At 65.5% G+C, this 20,681-nt stretch carries 18 protein-coding genes; 8 read left to right on the forward strand and 10 right to left on the reverse strand.

All coding sequences use genetic code 11. The features are described 5' to 3' along the window. Nucleotides 1-34: 34 nt before the first annotated feature. A complete protein-coding gene (locus tag AB3L03_RS03155) occupies nt 35-457 on the reverse strand; it encodes an MAPEG family protein (RefSeq protein WP_007592199.1) in 423 nt (140 codons plus the stop codon). A 169-nt stretch (nt 458-626) separates the two neighbouring features. On the opposite strand from AB3L03_RS03155, the gene AB3L03_RS03160 reads away from it, so the two are divergent. Beyond that, the gene (locus AB3L03_RS03160; protein WP_018459197.1) at nt 627-1,286 is read left to right on the forward strand and encodes a hypothetical protein; all 660 of its coding nucleotides are present in this window, start codon (nt 627-629) and stop codon (nt 1,284-1,286) included. A gap of 70 nt (nt 1,287-1,356) precedes the next feature. Then, on the forward strand, nt 1,357-2,199 hold the full coding sequence (locus AB3L03_RS03165) for a metallophosphoesterase (RefSeq protein ID WP_368508227.1): 843 nt from the start codon (nt 1,357-1,359) through the stop codon (nt 2,197-2,199). Between the two features lie 16 nt (nt 2,200-2,215). On the opposite strand, the gene AB3L03_RS03170 is transcribed toward AB3L03_RS03165, so the two are convergent. From AB3L03_RS03170 to guaB, 3 genes are all read right to left on the reverse strand, one after another. After that, on the reverse strand, nt 2,216-2,506 hold the full coding sequence (locus AB3L03_RS03170) for a hypothetical protein (protein ID WP_085396004.1): 291 nt from the start codon (nt 2,504-2,506) through the stop codon (nt 2,216-2,218). Between the two features lie 150 nt (nt 2,507-2,656). Continuing rightward, nucleotides 2,657-3,679: an NADP-dependent oxidoreductase gene (locus tag AB3L03_RS03175; protein WP_085395926.1), complete on the reverse strand. Its 1,023-nt coding sequence runs from the start codon at nt 3,677-3,679 to the stop codon at nt 2,657-2,659. Between the two features lie 213 nt (nt 3,680-3,892). Next, entirely contained in the window at nt 3,893-5,383 is a 1,491-nt protein-coding gene (gene guaB, locus AB3L03_RS03180) for an IMP dehydrogenase (RefSeq protein ID WP_007609139.1), read from the reverse strand. A 380-nt stretch (nt 5,384-5,763) separates the two neighbouring features. Here guaB and AB3L03_RS03185 point away from each other — a divergent pair, with 380 nt between their 5' ends. After that, entirely contained in the window at nt 5,764-7,254 is a 1,491-nt protein-coding gene (locus AB3L03_RS03185) for an MFS transporter (RefSeq protein ID WP_368508228.1), read from the forward strand. On the opposite strand, the gene AB3L03_RS03190 is transcribed toward AB3L03_RS03185, so the two are convergent. Both AB3L03_RS03190 and AB3L03_RS03195 read right to left on the reverse strand, forming a co-directional pair. Further along, nucleotides 7,202-7,948 (reverse strand): RlmE family RNA methyltransferase, encoded by a 747-nt coding sequence (locus AB3L03_RS03190; RefSeq protein WP_368508229.1) that lies wholly within the window; start codon nt 7,946-7,948, stop codon nt 7,202-7,204. The two genes, AB3L03_RS03185 and AB3L03_RS03190, sit on opposite strands and share 53 nt — an antisense overlap. Before the next feature lies 1 nt (nt 7,949). Further along, the gene (locus tag AB3L03_RS03195) at nt 7,950-9,017 is read right to left on the reverse strand and encodes a Ppx/GppA phosphatase family protein (protein WP_368508230.1); all 1,068 of its coding nucleotides are present in this window, start codon (nt 9,015-9,017) and stop codon (nt 7,950-7,952) included. Between the two features lie 210 nt (nt 9,018-9,227). Here AB3L03_RS03195 and AB3L03_RS03200 point away from each other — a divergent pair, with 210 nt between their 5' ends. Further along, nucleotides 9,228-11,600, forward strand: a complete 2,373-nt coding sequence (locus AB3L03_RS03200) for a xanthine dehydrogenase family protein molybdopterin-binding subunit (RefSeq protein WP_368508231.1) — start codon at nt 9,228-9,230, stop codon at nt 11,598-11,600. A 162-nt stretch (nt 11,601-11,762) separates the two neighbouring features. Here AB3L03_RS03200 and AB3L03_RS03205 read toward each other — a convergent pair whose 3' ends face one another. Then, nucleotides 11,763-12,569, reverse strand: a complete 807-nt coding sequence (locus AB3L03_RS03205; RefSeq protein WP_368508232.1) for a hypothetical protein — start codon at nt 12,567-12,569, stop codon at nt 11,763-11,765. Nucleotides 12,570-12,710: 141 nt separating this feature from the next. On the opposite strand from AB3L03_RS03205, the gene AB3L03_RS03210 reads away from it, so the two are divergent. The 3 genes from AB3L03_RS03210 (at nt 12,711) to AB3L03_RS03220 (ending at nt 16,166) form a co-directional block, all read left to right on the forward strand. After that, complete coding sequence (locus tag AB3L03_RS03210) at nt 12,711-13,208, forward strand: YaiI/YqxD family protein (protein WP_018459205.1); 498 nt, start codon at nt 12,711-12,713, stop codon at nt 13,206-13,208. An 8-nt stretch (nt 13,209-13,216) separates the two neighbouring features. Then, entirely contained in the window at nt 13,217-15,022 is a 1,806-nt protein-coding gene (locus AB3L03_RS03215; RefSeq protein ID WP_018459206.1) for an ABC-F family ATP-binding cassette domain-containing protein, read from the forward strand. A 64-nt stretch (nt 15,023-15,086) separates the two neighbouring features. After that, nucleotides 15,087-16,166 carry an alanine racemase gene (locus AB3L03_RS03220; RefSeq protein ID WP_368508233.1) on the forward strand — a complete coding sequence of 360 codons (1,080 nt, stop codon included), beginning with the start codon at nt 15,087-15,089 and terminating at the stop codon, nt 16,164-16,166. On the opposite strand, the gene AB3L03_RS03225 is transcribed toward AB3L03_RS03220, so the two are convergent. Beyond that, nucleotides 16,167-17,069, reverse strand: coding sequence for a LysR family transcriptional regulator (locus AB3L03_RS03225; RefSeq protein WP_204510951.1), 903 nt, complete (start codon nt 17,067-17,069; stop codon nt 16,167-16,169). 91 nt (nt 17,070-17,160) lie between these two features. Between AB3L03_RS03225 and AB3L03_RS03230 the strand changes: the two genes are divergently transcribed. Further along, nucleotides 17,161-18,378, forward strand: coding sequence for an MFS transporter (locus AB3L03_RS03230; RefSeq protein ID WP_368508234.1), 1,218 nt, complete (start codon nt 17,161-17,163; stop codon nt 18,376-18,378). A 9-nt stretch (nt 18,379-18,387) separates the two neighbouring features. Here the strand turns inward: AB3L03_RS03230 and AB3L03_RS03235 are convergent, their stop codons facing one another. Both AB3L03_RS03235 and AB3L03_RS03240 read right to left on the reverse strand, forming a co-directional pair. After that, nucleotides 18,388-19,572, reverse strand: coding sequence for a TIGR03862 family flavoprotein (locus tag AB3L03_RS03235; RefSeq protein ID WP_368508235.1), 1,185 nt, complete (start codon nt 19,570-19,572; stop codon nt 18,388-18,390). Between the two features lie 38 nt (nt 19,573-19,610). Then, nucleotides 19,611-20,528: an SDR family NAD(P)-dependent oxidoreductase gene (locus AB3L03_RS03240; protein ID WP_018459211.1), complete on the reverse strand. Its 918-nt coding sequence runs from the start codon at nt 20,526-20,528 to the stop codon at nt 19,611-19,613. Nucleotides 20,529-20,681: the final 153 nt, after the last annotated feature.

Here is a 20,681-nt window from a genome sequence, read left to right on the forward strand (position 1 = left end):
TTGAATCTTTCAGATCAAATCCGACGGCTAACCGTCAGATCAACAAGAGCATCTTCAGTGCGAAGTAGATCCACATCGCGAGCAGGACGAGCACGCCGGCGAGCCAGATCGTGGAGCGGCGGCCGAGATTGTTGGAGGAGACGAAGATTCCAGCATGGACGAAGCGCGTCACCACGAACACCCAGGACATCAGCACGATGAACAAATCGGCATGGCGCAACGGGAGCGCCAGCGCGATCAGGGCGTAGAACAGCACCGGCAGCTCGAACTGGTTGCGGTAGCAATTGGCGATTTGTGTGGCGCCCTTCGGCCAGTTCGGCTCGCCGAGCGCAATGTCGCGGCTCTTGGTCTCGCCGGAAACGAGCGCGCGCCGGCGTCCCATCGCCATGGCGATCAGGAGCGCGAAGGTGAGGCCGACTTGCACGAAGACCGGCAGCAAAACCATTTGAATGGACATCGGAATTTCTCGGGATTTTCCCATCCGGCGGAAGGCACAGCTAGCGTCCATTAGCGGTCACCGCTGGTCCTGACAATCAACGAGTTGAACCGGCGTTCCCGATGAGGCGACCAACTGTCGACAGTTAAAGCGATTTTGGCCCCTCGGGGGCGCAAGGCGAGAGACCGCCATGAACACCCTCTTCAGCCAGTTCGGCAGCCTGACCGGCGCTTTGACCGAGTCCGCCGACGGCCAGTTCGGCATCCTGATGTCGGCGCTGGCAGGCATCGCGACGGCGCTCGCGGTGGCGCTGGCAATGACGGTCTACTTCCGAATGAGCTATCGGACCTGGCGCGATGTCCTCAGGCATGGCCTCGCTGCGCTCGCCGCCCTCGCTCTGTTTGCGTTTGCCGCCTACGACATGCGCCATGCCGCGCTGGCCTATCTCGGCCTCAATCCCTCGAAACCCGCGGTCGAGTTCGAGATCCGCATGCCCAAGGAGACCTTGGCGGCGGCGTCCGACACCCAGATCGAGCTGCATACCGACCGCAACCAGACGCTGGCACTGGTCGAGGGCGTGCGGGAGCTCGGTGATGGCCGCTCCGTGCTGCGTGGCGCGGTACCGCTCAACCACCGCACTGCGGACCGCGTGCTGGTCGTGAACCTGCCCGGCAAGGGCACCTTCGAATTCCGCCTCCGCCTGCCGGCCGAGCCGCATCGCTCCGAACAGTCCGGCGCTCAGTTCGGCCCTCAGTTCGGCCCTTGGCACCTCGCCGACCGCATCGCCTCGCCGCTGGCAAGCCCGGTCGCCCCGCAAGACGCCTACACAATCCGCTATCGCGTGCTTTAAACTTTGTTCGATCGCTGACCGCGGACGCGCCGTCATCGTTCCGACGTCGGGCGTGGCCTATGATCGATCCATGTCCGAATTTCGCCTGACACAGATCTCCGACACCCATCTTGGCCGGCGCTTCCCTGGCCTGATCGCCAACTTCCAGGCGCTCAGCGAGCATATCGACACCGATAGGCCCGATCTCGTTGTCAACACCGGCGACGTCTCGTTCGACGGGCCGACCAGCCGCGACGATGTCGAATTCGCCAAGGGCCTGCACGATGCCCTGCCCGCCGCCTGCCGCTACATCCCCGGCAATCACGACATTGGCGACAATCCGACCGCGATCGGCCCTGCGCCGAAGCCGCCGGTCGCGGAAGCGCATCGTCAGCAATTCCGCGAGATCATCGGCGAGGACCATTGGTCGTTCGAGGCCGCGGGCTGGTGCTTCCTCGGCCTCAACTCGCTGGTGATGAACTCAGGGCTCGCCTTCGAGGCCGAGCAGTTCGATTGGCTTGCTTCGGAAGTTTCGCGCACGAACGGCAAGCCGGTCGCGCTGTTCGTACACAAGCCGGTATTTCTCAACGGGCCCGACGACCCCGAGACGCCGGAGACGTCGATCCGCTATGTGCCGCAGCCGGCCCGCGCGCGGCTGATCGAGATGTTTGCACATGTCGACCTGCGCCTCATCGCCAGCGGTCACGTGCACCAGCGGCGCGACTTTACCTGGCGCCACACCCGCCACGTCTGGGCGCCGTCGGCCGGCTTCAAGATCAACGATGCGCGCCAGGACCGGATCGCGATCAAGGAGGTCGGGCTCGTGGAGTACCGCTTCCAGCCCGACGGCTTCGAGGTTCGCCACGTCAGGGCTGCGGGCCAGGTCGATATCGATATCGAGGAGCTGCTCGCCCAGATGGGCGGTGCGCATTAGCGCCGCCCATCGCTGCTCAAGCGACGCTTTTGAGATCCTGCTGGATCGCGGCAAGCAAGGACTGCAGCGCGTCGCTGTTCACCGGCCTGGCCCCGTTACTGGCAGGCGGAACATTGGCAGGCCGCGCGGCTTTGGCCGGACGCTTGGGGAATGGCGGCGTGGGTGTGGGCATCGCGGATTGCGCGAACACGTCCTCGGTATGGACGAACTTGCCATGGATGACGTCGTCGCGACGGCCCATGACAAACATGGTCGCCCAATAACCGGCAGCCAGCAGGATTACGCAGAAAACAACAAGCTCTAACATCATCGCACCTGAAATATGCGCAATGATTCAATGCCTTCGCGAGCCCGTCAATGAACCGACGGTCACACCTGCGGATTTTACGGGCGGGTGTGGCCGATCAGTCACTCTTTGTTAACCATACCCGGCCCCCGAGGGGGCGAGAGCGGCCGATCAAGCTTTGTCCGGCCCGACCCGCACCAGCTGCTTGCCGAAATTGGCCCCCTTGAGAAGCCCCATGAAGGCTTCGGGCGCGCTCTCCAGGCCCTCGGTGACGAACTCCTTGTACTTGACCTTGCCCTCGCGGACCCAGCCGGACATGTCGCGCAGGAAGTCGCCATGGCGGGAGGCGAAGTCGGAGACGATGAAGCCGCGGAAGGTCAGCCGCTTGGTCAGGGTCGCGCGCATCATGCTGGCGGCCCATTTCGGCGGCTTCGCTTCAGTGTCGTTGTAGTGGGCGATGAGGCCGCAGACGGGTACGCGCGCAAACGCATTGAGCAGCGGGAACACCGCCTCGAACACGGCGCCGCCGACATTCTCAAAATAGACGTCGATACCCTTCGGGCAGGCGTCCTTCAGCTTCGTCGCCAGATCGGGATCGCGGTGATCGATGCAGGCATCGAAGCCGAGCTCCTTCACGACGTAATCGCATTTGTCCTTGCCGCCGGCGATTCCAACCGCGCGTGCGCCCTTGATCTTCGCGATCTGTCCCACGGCCGAGCCGACCGCGCCGGAGGCGCCGGCGACGACGACGGTCTCGCCTTGCTGCGGCTTGCCGATATCGAGTAGGCCCGTGTAGGCGGTCATGCCGGGCATGCCCAGCACGCCGACGGCCGTCGAGATCGGCGCGAGCTTCGGGTCGATCTTGTTCAGCCCCTTGCCGTCGGAGATCGCGTGCGTCTGCCAGCCCGCGCGCGAGAGCACGATGTCACCCTTGGCAAAGTTTGGATTGTTGGAGGCTGCGACCTCGCAGACCGTACCGGCCTCCATCACACCACCGACGGGGACCGGCGTCGCGTAGGATGGACCGTCGCTCATGCGCCCGCGCATATAGGGATCGAGCGAGAGCCAGATCGTGCGCAGCAGGACTTCGCCTGCGGCAGGCGTAGGAACCGCGAATTCCTCGATGCGGAAATCGGACGGTTTTGGCTCGCCGACGGGACGCGCGGCGAGAACGATGCGTTTGCCTTGGGACATGATGGCTTCCTCCTGATTATGCTTCGGCGCGAACGGAAGCGGAGGGAGCGGAGCACGTCAACACAAAAGCACACTCTCGCTGTCATCGCCCGCGAAGGCGGGCGATCCAGTAATCCGAGAGGGTCGTGGTAGAGCCGAAAGGCCGCGGCGTACTGGATGCCCCGCCTTCGCGGGGCATGGTCATTTGGGCAATTCCAACGCGCAGCCGCGAGCCTAACCCCCGCCCGGATAGTTCGGCGCCTCGCGCGTGATGGTGACGTCGTGGACGTGGCTTTCGCGCAGGCCCGCGCCGGTGATGCGGACGAACTGGGCCTTGTCGTGCAGGTCCTTCATGTCCTTTGCACCGACATAGCCCATCGCGGCGCGCAGGCCGCCGGCGAGCTGGTGCATGACGTTGCCGACCGGGCCCTTGTAGGGCACCTGGCCCTCGATGCCTTCGGGCACGAGCTTGAGCGTGTCCTTGATGTCCTGCTGGAAGTAGCGGTCGGCCGAGCCGCGCGCCATCGCGCCGACCGAGCCCATGCCGCGATAGGCCTTGTAGGATCGGCCCTGCCACAAGAACACTTCACCGGGCGTCTCGTCGGTGCCGGCGAGCAGCGAGCCGACCATCGCGATGTCGGCACCGGCAGCGAGCGCTTTGGCAAGGTCTCCGGAAAACTTGATGCCGCCGTCGGCAATGACGGGGATGTCCGACTTCTTCGCCGCCTCGACCGCATCCATGATCGCGGTGAGCTGGGGAACGCCGACGCCGGCGACGATGCGCGTGGTGCAGATCGAGCCCGGGCCGATGCCGACCTTGATGCAGTCCGCGCCCGCATCGATCAGCGCCTGCGCACCCTCCGAGGTCGCGACGTTGCCGGCAACGACCTGCACGGAATTGGACAGGCGCTTGATGCGGTTGACCGCATGGAGCACGTGACGGGAATGGCCGTGCGCGGTGTCGACCACGACGAGATCGACGCCGGCATCGATCAGCCGCTCGGTGCGCTCGAAGCCGCTATCGCCGACCGTGGTGGCGGCGGCGACGCGGAGGCGGCCCTGCGCGTCCTTGCAGGCCAGCGGATGGGCGACCGCCTTCTCCATGTCCTTCACGGTGACCAGGCCGACGCAGCGATACTGCTCGTCGACCACAAGCAGCTTCTCGATGCGATGCTGATGCAGCATCCGCCGCGCCTCGTCCTGGCTGACATTCTCGCGCACCGTGACGAGACCTTCATGGGTCATCAGCTCGGAGATTTTTTGCTGGCGGTCGGTGGCGAAGCGGACGTCGCGGTTGGTGAGAATGCCGACCAGCTTGCCCGGCGTGGATTTGCCCGCACCGGTGACGACGGGAATGCCGGAGATGCCGTGATCGCTCATCAGCTTGAGCGCGTCGTCCAGCGTGGCGTCCGGGCTGATCGTGAGCGGGTTCACCACCATGCCCGACTCGTAGCGCTTGACCTGCCGCACCTGGGCAGCCTGCCCTTCGGGATCGAAATTGCGATGGATGACGCCGATGCCGCCGGCCTGCGCCATGGCGATCGCCATGCGGGCTTCGGTGACCGTGTCCATGGCGGAGGCCATGATCGGGATGTTGAGCGGAATGGCGCGGGTGACGCGGGAGCGGATGTCGACCTCGCCCGGCATGACGTCCGACAGGCCCGGCTTCAGCAGCACGTCGTCGAATGTGAGGGCTTCGCGAATGCCTTGTTGCACCGTGGCCATGTGCCAACTCCTTCCGCGGCCCTGCCGCAAATAGCTATGGATGAGCGCCGCCCTCGGCGTACCTTGCGGCAACGCCGGAGAATCGGAGCCCATCGGTGGGGTTGACGCGGGTCGATAGCACGGGCGGGCGACGAATCAAAGCAATTCGGACCGCCGGCCAGCCATGCACAGGCTTTTTTGGGCAAGTTCGGTGGCGGATAGCCTTCGCGGCGGCACGTACTGGCGAACGGCAGATCATCGTGATCTCCGGCGCAGGGCGCACCCGCCTGGGGTCACGCGGGATTTAGGTGCTATGCGTCGATCCGCAATGGTCGCGGCCCAGTGGCGGTGATAAGCCGCAATTCTCGCCCTTCGTTCCCGATGTCCATTACCAATCCGTCATGGTCGACAAGCAACGCATCATTCCGCTGATCGTAGCCACTGCTCTCTTCATGGAGAACATGGACTCGACGGTGATCGCCACGTCGCTGCCCGCGATTGCGGCCGACATCGGCACCAGCCCACTGACGCTCAAGCTCGCGATCACTTCCTATCTGCTGTCGCTTGCGGTCTTCATCCCGGCGAGCGGCTGGACCGCCGACCGGTTCGGCGCGCGCCTGGTGTTTGCGATTGCCGTCGGCGTGTTCATGGTCGGCTCGGTCGGCTGCGCGCTCTCGACATCGGTCACCGATTTCGTGTTCGCGCGCATCCTCCAAGGCATGGGCGGGGCAATGATGACGCCGGTCGGGCGCCTCGTGCTGCTGCGGTCGGTCGACAAGAGCGCGCTGGTCAACGCGATGGCGTGGGTGACGGTCCCTGCCCTGATCGGCCCCGTGATCGGGCCGCCGCTCGGCGGCTTCATCACCACCTACGCGTCATGGCACTGGATCTTCCTGATCAACATCCCGATCGGGCTGCTCGGCATCTTCATGGCCTTGCGCTTCATCGATCCCATCAAAAGCGAGGAACGAGAGCCGTTCGACCTCTACGGCATGGTGCTCGCGGGCCTCGGGCTCGCCGGCATCGCCTTCGGGCTGTCGGTCGCCGGACTCAATCTGCTGCCATGGAGCACGGTTGCCGCCCTGGTCGTCGGCGGATCGATCTCGATGACGCTGTATGTCCTTCACGCGCGGCGAACGGGGTCGCCGGTGCTGGACTTTACGCTGCTGAGGCTGCCGACACTGCGCGCGGCCGTTCTCGGCGGCTTCATGTTCCGGCTCGGCATCGGCGCGCTGCCGTTCCTGCTGCCACTGCTGATGCAGATCGGATTCGGCCTCTCGCCGTTCAAGTCCGGCCTCGTCACGTTTGGCTCCTCGCTCGGCGCCATGGGCATGAAGGCGCTGGCCGCGCGCATCATCCGCGCCTTCGGCTTCCGCAACCTGATGACGGTGAACGCGATCATCAGTGCGGTTTTCCTGGCCGCCTGTGCCCTCTTCACCGTGACGACGCCCCTGCTGATCATCATGATCATCCTGGTGGTCGGCGGCTTCTTCCGTTCGCTCGAGTTCACCGCGATCAACACGGTGGCCTATGCCGAGGTCGAGCAGGCGCAGATGAGCCGCGCCACCACGCTCGTCAGCGTCAACCAGCAGCTCGCGGTCTCGGCCGGCGTCGCGGTCGGCGCCGCCTCCGTGGAGACGACGATGTGGTTCAGCCACGTCAGCGAGCTCGACGCCACCGTGTTTGCGCCGGCCTTTCTCGTGATCGCCCTGACTTCGGCGGCGTCGAGCTGGTTCTTCTGGCAGATGCCCACCGATGCCGGCCACGAAGTTTCCGGCCGCAAAGCGGTGGAGATCGCGAGCCGCAAAGGTGCCGGCAAGGGCGCGGCCAAGGCGGCCGTCAAGGCGGCGACCGAGGATACGCAGGATGTGCGGGATCAGCGGCTGGGCTAGTGCTCCACCTCGTCGTTGCGAGCCCCCGAAATCCCGTCGCGAGAACGTAGCGCTCCGAGGAATCCGCACGGCTTGCGGCCGGCTTGACGTGACGCACCGTGGCGAAATCGCGCTTGAGCTGGGCGAGCAGTTCGGCGTCGGCGCCACTCTGGAACGCCTTCGCCAGGAAGGTCCCGCCCGGCCTCAGCACATCGCAGGCGAACGCGGCAGCGGTCTCGATCAGGCCGACGATGCGAAGCTGGTCGGTCTTGCGATGACCGGTGGTGTTGGCAGCCATGTCGGACATGACAATGTCGGCGCCGCCGTCGAGCATGGCCTTGAGCTTGTCCGGCGCGTCATTGTCCATGAAGTCGAGCTGCGCGAACTCGACGCCGGCAATCTCGGGGATTTCGAGCAGGTCGATCGCGATGACCTTGCCCTTGCCGTCGACCGAGCCGACGCGCTTGGCGGCAATCTGGCTCCAGCCGCCCGGCGCGGCGCCGAGATCGACCACAGCCATGCCGTGCTTCAGCAGCCGGTATTTGTCATCGATCTCGAGCAGCTTGAACGCGGCGCGCGAGCGATAGCCCAGCGCCTTCGCCTTCACCACATAGGGATCGTTGAGCTGCCGCTCCAGCCAGAGCTTCGACGACAATTTGCGCTTGCCGTGGGTCTTGACCTGGACGTGCAAACGGCCGGTGGTGTCCTTGACCATCTCACCAGCTCCTGAGCGCGCCGTCTTCGCGCATCATCTCGACCAGCATGCCTTCGCGCAAGCCCCGGTCGGCGACGCGCAGGCGTGGCAGCGGAAAGGCGCGGCGGATCGCGTCGAGGATGGCGCAGCCGGCCAGGACGAGATCGGCGCGCTCAACGCTAATGCAGCTGTTCGCGGCGCGCTCCTCGTAGCTCATGCCAAGCAGCTTGTTAATGGTCGCGGTGACGTCGGTATCGTTCATCCAGACGCTGTCGATGCGGCGGCGGTCGTAGCGCGCGAGGTTGAGATGGATGCCGGCGAGCGTCGTCACAGTGCCTGACGTGCCGAGCAGATGCATATCAGTGAGATCGCCGCCATGCTGTTCGGCGAACGGCGCGATGTGATGGGCGACCTCGCGCTCCATCGCGGCGTAGATCTCGGGCGTCACGTCGCGGCCCCCGAACTGCTCGGCAAGCGTGACCACACCGAACGGGATCGACATCCAGGCTTTGATGCGCGGCTCCGGATTTGCGGCGTCGCGCTCGATCCGTACCAGCTCGGTCGAGCCGCCGCCGATGTCGAACAGGATTGCGCCGCGCCCCCTGGGATCGACCAGCGGCGAGCAGCCGAGCACGGCAAGCGCCGCCTCGGTCTCGCGGTCGATTACCTCGAGCTCGATCCCGGTCTCGGCAGCGACGCGGCTGCGAAAGCCTTCGGCATTCGAGGCGGCGCGGCACGCTTCGGTGGCGATCAGCCGCAGCCGCCGCGCTTTGCGCAGGTTGATCTTGTCGCGGCAGATGCCAAGCGCCACGATGGCGCGTTCGATCGCGGCCTCGCTGATGCACCCGGTTGCCGAGACGCCCTCGCCGAGCCGGATGATGCGCGAGAAGGAATCGACCACGCGAAAGCCGTCGTGGGTCGGACAGGCGATCAGGAGCCTGCAATTGTTGGTGCCGAGGTCGAGCGCCGCGTAGACGCCGGTTCCCGGCACTTGCGCGCCGACGGCCGGTTCAGTGGCGAACGCCGCCGCCATCGACCCCAGCTCACCGTGCGGCGCAAGGCCGTCGCGGAGCCGCGTGTGGTCATTCATACAAACTGTCTTTCCGCGGCCGGTTAGGCCGATCTGGAATTGCTTTTTCGCCTGAAACATTAGCAGCGCACCAATCCTGCGCAACAACGCATCACATGGGACCATGCCCATTCGTGCGTTGTCGTGAGCGGGCCGGTGGGTTATTTTTGAGGGGTCCGGACCCCAGGCGCCCCCCAAACCGCGCATTTGCCGGCTTTTCAGGTCAATTCCATGCAAGAACACACCAAATCCTCCACGCTCGAAAACGCTATTGCACTGCAAAAATATGGCGTCGGGCAGCCGGTCCGCCGCAAGGAGGACGATACCCTGGTGCGCGGCAAGGGCCGCTACACCGACGATTTCAACCTGCCCGGCCAGGCCCACGCCGTGATCGTTCGCTCGACCCATGCCCATGGCGTCATTCGCGGCATCAACATCGATGCAGCCAGAGCAATGCCGGGCGTGCTCGGGGTGTGGACCGGCAAAGACCTCGATGCGGCCGGCTACGGCCCCTTCACCTGCGGCCTGCCGCTGAAGAGCCGTGACGGCTCGCCCCTGCTCCAGACCAACCGCCAGCCGCTCGGAACCGACAAGGTCCGCTTCGTCGGCGATCCCGTCGCCTTCGTGGTGGCGGAGACGCTGGCCCAGGCGCGCGACGCGGCCGAGGCGGTCGAACTCGACATCGAGCCGCTGCCGGCGGTGACCGATCCCGAGGAAGCCGCAAAACCCGGCGCGCCGCAACTGTACGACCACATCCCGAACAATGTCGCGCTCGACTACCACTATGGCGACACCGACAAGGTGAACGCGGCCTTCGCCAGTGCTGCTCACGTGACCAAGGTCGACATCGAGAACACCCGCGTCGCCGTGGTCTCGATGGAGCCACGCGTTGGCCTTGCCTCCTATGACAAGAAGACCGAGCGCTACACTCTTCAGGTGCCCACGCAGGGGGTGGCAGGCAACCGTGCCAATCTCGCCAAGAATCTGAAAGTGCCGAACGAAAACGTGCGCATTCTCACCGCCAATGTCGGCGGCTCCTTCGGCATGAAGAACATCAATTACCCCGAATACATGTGCATCCTGTACGCGGCGAAGACGCTGGGACGACCGGTGAAGTGGCTGGACGAGCGCTCGACCAGCTTCCTCTCCGATAGTCACGGCCGCGCGCAGAAGATTCATGCCGAGCTCGCGCTGGACGCCGAGGGGCATTTCCTCGCCGCCAAGCTCTCGGGTTACGGCAATCTCGGTGCCTACATCACCGGCGTTGCTCCCAGTCCGCTCTCGCTCAACACCAGCAAGAACTTTTCCAGCGTCTATCGCACGCCGCTGATGGCCGTCGACATCAAGACGGTGCTGACCAACACCACGTTGATGGGCGCCTATCGCGGCGCCGGCCGGCCCGAGGCCAACTACTACATGGAGCGGCTAATCGACCGCGCCGCGGACGAGATGGGCATCAACCGGCTGACCCTGCGGAAGCGCAACTTCATCAAGCAGAACCAGATGCCGTTCGCCGCGTCCTCCGGCGTCACCTATGACAGCGGCGACTTCCAGGCCGTCTTCAACAAGGCCCTCGAAATCTCCGACCACGAGAATTTTGCCAAGCGCAAGAAGGAGAGCAAGAAGTCCGGCAAGCTGCGCGGCATCGCCGTCGGCTCCTATCTGGAGGTGACCGCACCTCCCGGCGTCGAGCTCGGCAAGATCGTGTTCGATCCCGATGGCTCGGTGCAGCTCATCACCGGGACGCTCGATTACGGTCAGGGCCACGCATCCGCATTCGCGCAGGTCCTCTGCCAGCAGCTCGGCGTTCCCTTCGACAGCGTCAAGCTGGTGCAGGGCGACAGCGACATCGTCCACACCGGCAACGGCACCGGTGGCTCGCGCTCGATCACCGCGACCGGCATGGCGATCGTGGGCGCCGCCAAGCTCGTGATCGAAAAGGGCAAGCGCGCCGCCGCGCACATGCTGGAGGCCTCCGAAGCCGATATCGAATTCGAAGGCGGCAGCTTTACGATCGCCGGCACCGACCGCAGCATCGACATCATGGAGCTCGCCAAACGCCTGCACGACAGCAAGATGCCGGAGGGCGTACCCGACAGCCTCGACGTCGATCACACCAGCGAACCGGTGCCATCAGCCTTCCCGAACGGCTGCCATGTCGCCGAGGTCGAGATCGACCCTGAGACCGGCGTCGTGCAGATCGTGCGCTACAGCGCGGTCAACGATTTCGGCACGGTGATCAATCCGCTGCTGGTCGCGGGCCAGCTCCATGGCGGCGTGGTCCAGGGCATCGGCCAGGCGCTGATGGAGCACGTCCGCTACGACGAGAGCGGCCAGCCGATCACGGGCTCGCTGATGGACTACGCTCTGCCGCGCGCCGAGGACGTTCCGAACATGACGGTCGGCGACCACCCGGTGCCGGCCACGACCAATCCGCTCGGCAGCAAAGGCTGCGGCGAAGCCGGCTGCGCCGGCAGCCTGTCGACGGTCGTGAACGCGGTGATCGACGCGCTCTCCGAATACGGCATCAAGCACATCGACATGCCGCTGACGCCGGAACGCGTGTGGCGCGCGATCCAGGATGCGAAGGGGAAAGCGGCGTAAAGGGCGTTCCGTCGTCGCCACAAACTCCGCTGTCATCGTCCGCGAAAGCGGACGATCCAGTATTCCAGAGACGGTCGTGGGATACGGAGGAGCCTCGGCGTACTGGATTCCCCGCCTTCGCGGGGAATGACAGCGAGTGTGAGGACGCGCTGTGCTCCTTCCCTACGCCGCCGCCTGCTCGCGCGGCTGGTAGATCGCGATGTGCTGGCAGTGCGCCAGCGGCGTCGTGCCGTTGGCGACCACCAGCGCGTCGAGCTCGACGAAGCGGTGGCCCTTCTTCTCGTAGTTCGCGGTGACTTTTGCCCGCGCGGTGATCTCGTCGCCGGCGCGCGCGGCTGACAGCAATTGCATGCGGCTGCCGACATGGATCCAGGGGCCGAGCATCGTGTTGTCCACCAGCACGCGGTTCATGACGCGCTGGATCAGGCCGGGATGGCCGAGCCCCTCGCCCGCGAAGATCGGATCGGTCTCACGGATGTCGGCGAGATAGTCGGCGGCATCCTGCCCGGCCCAGCGGCGCGGCGTCGTGCCCAACCATTTGCCGGTCTCGAAGGTTGCTGGGCTGACCGGTTTGCGCTCGGCAACCGCGGGGACCTCGACATAGTCGCTCAACGACACCGCAGCCGCAGTCGCAGTTGCCTGCAGCGCCGCCGTGCCGGTGGCACAGAGCTCGGTGCGGCTGAACACCTCGATGGTGAGCAGGCCGTTGTGCTCGGTCGCATCGACGTCGGCGGTCTCGCCGTCATAGACCGGCTTGATGAAACGCGCCTCGATCAGCCCGCGCGACAGGAAATCGCGGCCCCAGCGCGACACCGGCACATGCATCATGTAGGCGAAGACGTCGACGCCGGGGACCAGCCCGCCGGAGAACCCCAAGCGGCGCGCCACTGCATCGTCATGCATCTTGTTTTCGGATTGCTTGGCCGTGTTGTAGGCCTGGACGCGATAGGTTTCGAGCCGGTTCGGCATGGCTTGGCTTTCCCCAATTTCTTGTTGTTTCGGCCCGATCGTAGGCCCTGAGGAACCGGGGTCAATCCCCTCGCCTTTGCGGCCCGAATGGGGTACCACGCGGCTGCTGCGGAACCGCTTCGCAAGCCCCATCTACGGACCATGACGAACCCTCAAAACACCACTCGTATCTATGTCGACGCCGATGCCTGTCCGGTGAAGGACGAGATCTATCGCGTTGCCGGCAGGCACGGCCTGCCCGTGAGCGTGGTCGCGGGCAATTTCATCCGCGTGCCCCAGGATCCACTCATCGAGCGGATCGCCGCTGGTGCCAGCATGGACGCAGCCGATGACTGGATCGCGGAACGCGCCGGGCCCGGCGATATCGTCATTACCTCGGATATTCCGCTCGCAAGCCGCTGCGTGAAGGCCGGCGCCGATGTGATCGCGTCCAACGGCAAGGCGTTCACCGAGGAATCGATCGGGATGACGCTCGCGGTCCGCAACCTGATGACCGATTTGCGCTCGGCCGGCGAAGTCACCGGCGGTCCGAAATCGTATTCACCGCGCGACCGCTCGACGTTTCTGTCGACGCTCGACCAGACCATCCGCCGCATTCAGCGCCGCCGCGCCGACCAGGCCGCAACAAGACAGGACTGAGACACCGCATGGCGCCACCGCTGATTCAACTGCGCGATATCAAGCTGACCTTTGGCGGCACGCCGCTCCTGGCGGGCGTCGAACTGTCGGTTTCGACCGGCGAGCGCGTCTGCCTGATCGGCCGCAACGGTTCCGGCAAATCGACGCTGCTCAAGATCGCCGCCGGCCTGGTCGAACCGGATGGCGGCAGCCGTTTCGTGCAGCCCGGCGCCACCATTCGCTACCTGCCGCAGGAGCCGGATTTTTCCGGTTTCTCCACCACGCTCGCTTATGTCGAGGCCGGCCTCAATGCTGGCGACGACCACTATCAGGCGCGCTATCTGGTCGAGCAGCTCGGTCTCAGCGGCGAAGAAGATCCGGCGCATGTCTCCGGCGGCGAAGCGCGCCGCGCCGCGCTGGCACGCGTGCTGGCGCCCTCGCCCGACATCCTGCTGCTGGATGAGCCGACCAACCATCTGGATCTTCCGACCATCGAATGGCTGGAGAGTGAACTGGAGAGCCGCCGCTGCGCGCTGGTGATCATCAGCCACGATCGGCGCTTCCTCGGCAATCTCTCGCGCAGCACCGCCTGGCTCGACCGCGGCCAGATCCGGCAGATCGACCGCGGCTTCAGTGCCTTCGAGGCTTGGCGCGACGAGGTGCTCGCGGAGGAAGAGCGCGACCAGCACAAGCTCGACCGCAAGATCGTCAACGAGGAGCACTGGCTGCGTTACGGCGTCTCGGGCCGCCGCAAGCGCAACGTCAAGCGACTCGGCAATCTCCACGCGCTGCGCGACCAGCGCCGCACCCATCGCGGCGCGACGGGCAACGCCAACCTGGCGGCTGCCGAGGCCGACAAGTCCGGCAAGCTCGTCATCGAGGCCAAGAATATCAGCCGGTCCTATGGCGAGCGAAAGATCGTCGACGGCTTCTCGATCCGCGTCCAGCGCGGCGATCGCATCGGCATCGTCGGCCCGAACGGCGCCGGCAAGACCACGCTGATCGAGATGCTGACCGGCGGCAGCGCACCGGACAGCGGCAGCATACGGCTCGGCGCCAACATCGAGATGGCGACGCTCGACCAGCATCGTGAAAGTCTCGATCCGAAGACGACGCTGGCCGAGGCGCTGACCGGCGGCCGCGGCGACCATGTCATGGTTGGCGGCAAGCCGAAGCATGTCGTCAGTTACATGAAGGACTTCCTGTTCGCCCAGGAACAGATGCGCACGCCGCTGGAGGTGCTGTCGGGCGGTGAGCGCGGCCGGCTGATGCTGGCACGCGCGCTGGCAAAACCCTCCAACCTCCTGGTGCTGGACGAGCCGACCAACGACCTCGACCTGGAGACCCTCGACGTCCTCGAGGAGATGCTCAGCGACTACGAGGGCACCGTGATTCTGATCAGCCACGATCGCGATTTTCTCGACCGCGTGGTGACGTCAGTGATCGTGCCCGAGGGCAACGGACGCTGGCTCGAATATGCCGGCGGCTATACCGACATGCTGGCCCAGCGCGGCGCCGACGTGAAGCGCGCGACCGCGAAGGCCGTCGAAGAGACGAGAGAGCAGCGATCAGCCGTGCCGTCCGGCGTCGCGAGACGACGCTTGACCTTCAACGAGCAACACGCGCTGGAGACGCTGCCCAAGACCATCGCCAAGCTGCAGGCCGAGATCGCCAAGCAGCAGCGCTTCCTTGACGACCCCGATCTCTTTCGCAAGGATCGCAAGCGCTTCGACCAGGCCTCCGACGCTCTGACGAAGGCGCAAAAGGAACTGGCCGAGGCCGAGGACAAATGGCTGGAGCTCGAAGTGCGGCGCGAAGAGATTGAACAGGCCTAGCGTGCATTCCGCAAAAGTGGGCACCGCTTTTGCAAACGGGATGCGCGCCAACTCAGAGACTTCCATGACAACGACCCTTGCCGCCAAGATCGCCCGCGAATACGGCACGCCCTGCGCCGTTATCGACATAGACAAGGTAGAGCGCAACATCGCGCGGATTCAGAAGGCTTGCGACGACGCCGGGATCGCCAACCGTCCCCACGTCAAGACGCACAAGAACCCCACCATCGCGAAGATGCAGATCGCGGCCGGTGCCAAGGGCATCACGTGCCAGAAGCTCGGTGAAGCCGAGATCATGGCCAATGCCGGCATCGACGATATCCTGATCAGCTACAACCTGCTCGGCGAAGAGAAGATGGCGCGGTTAGGGGCGCTGCAGGCGAAGGCCAACATGACGGTCGCCGCTGACAATTCGACCGTCGTCGCCGGCCTGCCCAAGGCCGCCGCAGCCTCAGGTCGACCGCTATCGGTCGTGGTCGAATGCGATACCGGCCGCCAGCGCGCCGGCGTCGAGACGCCCGCCGAGGCGATTGCACTGGCGCAGAAGATTGCCGCATCCAAGGGCCTGCAATTCGCCGGCTTCATGCTGTATCCGACCGAGACTGGTTGGGCGGACGCCCAAAAATTCTATGACGAAGCTCTGGCCGGCGTGCGCGCACACGGGCTGGATGCAAAAATCGTCTCGACCGGCGGCACGCCGAACCTGAAGAACCTCGGCAAGCTCAAGGGCGGCACCGAGCATCGCTTCGGCACCTACATCTATAACGACCGCATGCAGGTCGCGGCCGGCGTCGCCACCTGGGACGACTGCGCGCTGCACATCTATTCGACCGTGGTCAGCCGCGCCGCGCCTGAGCGCGGGATTCTGGACGCCGGCTCAAAGACTCTGACGACGGACACCGGCGGCCTCGACGGCCACGGCCTCATCCTGGAGCACCCCGAAGCGAAGATCGCACGCTTCGCCGAGGAGCACGGCTTCCTCGACCTCTCCCGCAGCAACACCCGGCCTAACGTCGGCGACGTCGTGCGGGTCGTGCCAAATCATGTCTGCGTCGTCGTCAACATGATGGACGAAGTGGTGATGGTGCGCGGCGAGGAGATCATCGGCACGCTGCCGGTGGCGGCACGGGGGAAGCTGAGATAGCTAGCCCCCGATCAGTGCCTGGAGTTCCCGGACCAATCCGTCGCGAAAGAGTTTGATCGGCCGCTCCAGCCGACCGGCGGGGGCGCGATGCACCACCCAAGCGCGCACGGCGGGTTTGAAGTCGCGCGCGGCGACCGGCTTGAGCCTGTCGCGAAATGCGCTACGTTTCAGGGCGATCGGGGTGACCAGCCCGACGCCGAGGCCGCGCGACACCAGCGACAGGCGGAGCTCACTGTCCAGCGCCTCGACGGCGATGTTGAACGGCAGATGCGAGGCATCGAATTTTCGCTTCAGCGTATCGCGAAATCCACAGCCGTCCTGGTTGATCACCCACGACAGTTGGGACAGCCGTTCCAGGTCGACGGTGCGCGGGATCTTCATCTCGCGTGCGACGACGAAGACGACGGGCTGCGCGCCGAGATCGTCGGCCGCCAGATCGGCGGGCGGCACTGCACCGTCGGGGAGACAAATCGCGGCTGCATCGAGCTCGTTGCGGCAGACACGCTCGAGCTGGTTCGGCGACCAACCGGAGACCACCCGCACCGCCAGCGCGGGAAATTCGGCGCGCACCGCATCGAGTGGTGCGGTCAAGCCCGCTTCCGAGAGAAACGGCGTCAGGCCGAGCCTGAACTCGCCGCGGACCATTCCGTCGCTGGCAACGCCCGACTTGAGGTCGTCCAGCATCCTGAGCAGGCGCCTGCCCTGCTCGTAGGCCTCATGCCCCGCTGCCGTCGGCTTCAGGGGCTTCGAGAGCCGATCCAGAAGCTGCGCCCCCAACATCTCCTCGAGATTCTGGATGCGTCGGGTCACGCCAGGCTGGGTGAGATTGAGACGCGCCGAAGCTGCGACAATCGATCCGGTCTCGACCACGGCGACGAAGGCAACAAGGTCATGGGTATTCATAACAAACTCGCATATTCTTTATAGGCTTATTTGAATTGTAGCATATTGATGTCCCCGCTTAAAGGGTCCCGCGCCACAGCTGCGAGGTCCCATGAGTATCTCCGAAACCGCCAGGCCCGCGTCCCGAAACCAGTTCGCCGAGCGGCCGCTGATCTGGCTCGGCGCGATCACCGCCGGTGTCGTCGTCACCAATCTGTTCGCGCCGCAGATCCTGCTTGGCCTGATCGGCCGGTCAATGTCCATGCCTGCGTGGCAGGCGGGCCTGATCAGCACGCTGACCTTGCTCGGCTATGCACTCGGCCTGCTGCTGCTCGTGCCTCTGGTCGATCTCGTCGAGAACCGGCTTGTCATCCTCCGCACGCTCGGCTGCGCCATCCTCGCCGCTCTCGCGACGGCGCTCGCGCCGACGCCTGCGCTCCTGCTGCTCGCCACCTTCATCCTTGGCGCCTGCTGCGTGGCGATCCAGATGATGGTTCCGCTGGTCGCATCCATGGTGGCGCCGGATCGCCGCGGTCAGGCCATCGGCGAGGTGATGGGCGGATTGATGATCGGCATCCTCTTGTCACGACCTGCAGCGAGCCTGATCGCCGATCTCTGGAGCTGGCGCGCCTACTATGTCGTTTCGGCCGCTCTGATGGCCCTGCTTGCCGGCGCACTCGCCCGTTACCTTCCAACCCTTCGACCGTCGGCACGCGCGAGTTACGCCGATTTATTGCTGTCCTTTCCAAGACTGCTGCGCGAAGAGCCGGTGCTACGCGTGCGGGCCTGGACCGCCTCGCTTGTCATGGCCTCCTTCACGGCGTTCTGGTCGGCGGTCGCGCTACGGCTGCCGGATGCGCCGTTCGAGCTCGATGCCAAGGGAATTGCGGCTTTCGCGCTGATCGGTGTGGCGGGTGCCGCGGCGACACCGATCGCGGGACGCTGGGGCGACAAGGGCCGGGCGCGGCCGATGTTCTTTGCCGCCCATCTGCTCATCATCGGCTCGCTTGCGCTCTGTGCCTGGGCGAGCGTGCTTGAATCCCAGATCACCGGTCTGCTGGTACTGAGCCTCGGCACGATCCTGCTCGACGTCGGCATCACCACCGACCAGACGCTGGGCCGCCGCGCCATCAACCTGTTGCGCCCCGAGGCCCGCGGTCGCATGAACGGCCTGTTCGTCGCGCTGTTCTTCATTGGCGGTGGCATCGGCGCGGCGGCGGCATCGCTGGCCTGGAGCTACGGGGGCTGGACGATGGTCTGCGCAGTGGCGGCAAGCTTCGGCGTGCTCGGCCTCCTCACGGATCTCGCAACCCGGACCGGGACGTCATGATGCGGATGGTCAGGACGACAGTTCGGCGAGCCGTCGCAACACACCCCTGCCCGCCGCCGCTCCCGTCGCGAACGAGGCCTGGAGCAAATAGCCGCCGGTCGGCGCCTCCCAGTCCAGCATCTCACCGGCTGCGAACACGCCCGGCAGCTTGCGGATCATGAAGTCCGAGTCGAGTTCATCGAAGGAAATCCCGCCGGCGCTGGAGATCGCGCGCGCGATCGGCGCGACGCCCATGAGCTTGACCGGCACGGCGTTGATGAGCTCCGCCAATTGTTCAGCCGACATTGCCGACAACGACCGGCCGGCACCGATGGCGACTTCCTGCAACAGCCCGCCCGCGACCGGCGACAGCTGCGCAGCCTTGCGCAGGAAGCTGGAGAAGGATTGCTTGCCGCGCGAGGCGGACAGGCGCTTGACGAGTTCGCCATGATCGACATCCGGCCGCAACGCGACGTGAAGGACCGCTGCGCCGTTCGCTGCGATCGCCTCGCGCAGCTCGGCGGACAACGCATAGATCGCCCCGCCCTCGATCCCGCCGCTTGTGATCGTGGCCTCGCCGCGGGCGCGGTGTGGGCCGAAGGACAGCGTGATACCCTTGAGGGGTTGGCCTTCGAAGCGCGTGCGGAAAATTTCGGACCAATCGACGGTGAAGCCACAGTTCGCCGGCCGCAGCGGCGAGATCGCAACGTCTTTGTCGGCCAGGATCGTCGTCCAGCCGCCATCGGAGCCCAGTCGCGGCCAGCTGGCGCCGCCGAGTGCCAGCACCGTGGCGTCCGCGGCGATGGCGTCTTCGCCGCCGGGTGGGTCAAAGACCAGTTGTCCGTCCCCGTCCCAGCCCATCCAGCGCTGGCGAAACGCAAAGTGCACGCCGGCGGCATCGAGGCGTCGCAGCCAGGCCCGCAGCAAGGGCGAGGCCTTGAAGGCCTTCGGAAACACACGCCCGCTGGAGCCGACAAAAGTCGGCTCGCCCAGCGCCTCGCTCCAGGCGCGCAGCGCGTCAGGCGGAAACGCTTCGATCGCAGCCTGCAACCTCTGCGCCGCCTCGCGGTAGCGCGTGATGAACTGAGGCAGCGGTTCGCTGTGGGTGAGATTGAGCCCGCCGCGGCCGGCCATCAGGAATTTGCGGCCAGCGGACGGCATCGAATCGTAGACGGTGACGCGAGCACCACCCTGCACGAGCACTTCGGCCGCCATCAGACCGGCAGGGCCGGCGCCGATGACGGCGACCGCTGTCAGAGTTTTACCCCGGCGCGCGCAGCGGCTTGCGCCACGTATTTCTGCGTCTGCTCGAAAGCTCCCTGCAGCGCCTTCGCTTTTGACATGTCGCTGATCTCGGCGAAATGCGCCGCGACCGCATCCGGGGTCCACTCGGACTCCGGCAGGTTGATGCCTTCGCTCTCGACGATCTTGATCACCGCGAACGAGCCGGCGCCGGCGCCCATGATGGTGCGGGTCGGCGCGTCCTCGCTCAGCATGTACTCGACCGCGGGCGTGATCGCGTTCGGCTTCATCAACTGCAGCGCCTGCGGCGGCAGCAGCTCTTCCGTCATGCGGGTCGCTGCCGTCGGCGAGATGATGTTGACGCGGATGTCGCTCTTGCGGCCTTCTTCCGCCAGCACGTTCATCAGGCCGACCATGCCGGACTTGGCCGCTCCGTAATTGGCCTGGCCGAAATTGCCGTAGAGGCCGGAGGACGACGTCGTCAGGACGATGCGGCCATAGTTGCGATCGCGCATGCCGGCCCAGGCCGCCTTGCAGCAATAGAAGGTGCCGACGAGGTGCACGTCGAGCACCTTCTGGAAATCGGCCGCTTCCATCTTGCCGAACGACTTGTCGCGCAAAATGCCGGCATTGGCACACAAGAGGTCCACGCTGCCCCACTCCTTGGTGGCGCGCTCGACCATCGCGGTGACCTGCTCGAAATTCGAGACGTCGGCGCCGTCGGCCATGGCGGTGCCGCCCGCTTTGCGGATCTCCTCGACAACGGTCTCCGCCGGCGACAGCGAGCCGCCGCTGCCGTCGCGCGCGCCGCCGAAATCGTTGACCACGACTTTCGCGCCGCGGCTTGCCAATCCCAGCGCATGCGCGCGCCCCAAACCATTGCCCGCGCCGGTGACGATGGCGACGCGTCCGTCGAACCTGATTGCCATTGTGCTTCCTTGTGCTGTCTTCCCTTCTCCCCTTGTGGGAGAAGGTGGCGCGAAGCGCCGGATGAGGGATCTGTCTCGGCAGATGAGCGTGTGGAGAGATACCCCTCACCCGGCTTCATCTCGCTCCGCTCGATTTCGCCACCCTCTCTCGCG

Source organism: Bradyrhizobium lupini, assembly GCF_040939785.1.
Classification (GTDB): Bacteria; Pseudomonadota; Alphaproteobacteria; order Rhizobiales; family Xanthobacteraceae; genus Bradyrhizobium; species Bradyrhizobium canariense_D.